General features: G+C 51.3%; 2 protein-coding genes. One reads left to right on the top strand and one right to left on the bottom strand.

Translation table 11 applies throughout. The features are described from left to right. Positions 1-714, top strand: a 714-nt coding sequence (locus tag KDK19_RS22605) for an ankyrin repeat domain-containing protein (protein ID WP_257288194.1), incomplete at its 5' end; no start/stop codon positions are given. A 60-nt stretch (positions 715-774) separates the two neighbouring features. Here the strand turns inward: KDK19_RS22605 and KDK19_RS22600 are convergent. Then, complete coding sequence (locus KDK19_RS22600; protein ID WP_257282256.1) at positions 775-915, bottom strand: hypothetical protein; 141 nt, start codon at positions 913-915, stop codon at positions 775-777. Positions 916-1,073 lie beyond the last annotated feature (158 nt).

The following is a 1,073-nucleotide window of genomic DNA, read 5'->3' as shown; positions in this document are numbered from 1 at the left end:
AAGAACACCAGTGAATCTCACCCGGATACATTTTTCCCCGATCGGGCGTTTTACGGTGCCTGTGTTTACGGGGATTTGGATCACCTGGAGGAATCACTAGCAGAAGGAGTCAATGTCAATGCTGTTATGGAAGCTGATTACACAGCCTTGATGTGGGCATCCTATAATGGGCAAAAGGACGTCGTCGAACGCCTGATCAACGCCGGGGCAAATCTCAACGCTGCCTGTTCGACGGGTGCAACCGCACTGTTTGTCGCTGCCCAGGAAAATAAACCCGAGTGTGTGAAACTCTTGGTCGAAGCCAAGGCGGACCTCAACGCCGACCGTTCGGATGGCGTCACTCCGCTGTTTATCGCTGCTCAGCAAAATAACACCGACTGCGTAAAAATCCTGATCAACACCGGGACAGATCCCAACGTTTCCCGGACCTCGGATGGCGCCACCGCACTGTTAGTCGCAGTCTGGGCGGGCAATACCGAATGCGTAAAACTCCTGATCGAAGCTCAGGCGGATGTCAACGCCCGGAATAAAAATGGCACCACCCCACTGTTCATAGCAGCCCAGATGGACAATATCGACTGCGTGAAACTCCTGATTAACGCCGGGGCGGATCTCGACGCTGCCATATCGAATGGCGCTACCCCGCTCTCCATCGCGGCTGAGATGGGCAATACCGACTGCGTGGAAGCCCTGATCGAGGCCGGGGCAAGGTAGGTAACTCAAGCGACGCACCATCCTGAAAATCAGCTATTATTGACTGCATGAAAAATGATCTTATAGAACCTTTCCCACCAGACTACTTTTGTCGTCTTTTGGCAAAACCACTGCAATGGGCGTGTCAGCGCTTTTGGAACTTGCATTATTTTCTTGATCTATCCTTCCTCCCTGAACACCAGAATGCAAGGGTAGAATCATCAAGCACTCACTCTTTGCAGCACCACTGTTGATAATGACATTGTCCGTCGTCTGTCAGGCTCAACCGTTGATCAGACGTTTTGTTGTCGAGCTTGAACAGAAAGCAGGTTCTCCAAACCAGAACGTTTTTATAACACCTGACCAACATACACTGTCGT

This window comes from Endozoicomonas sp. ONNA1 (assembly GCF_024606325.1).
In the GTDB taxonomy this organism is placed as follows: domain Bacteria; phylum Pseudomonadota; class Gammaproteobacteria; order Pseudomonadales; family Endozoicomonadaceae; genus Endozoicomonas_A.
This window is presented reverse-complemented; position numbering and strand designations above follow the sequence as displayed.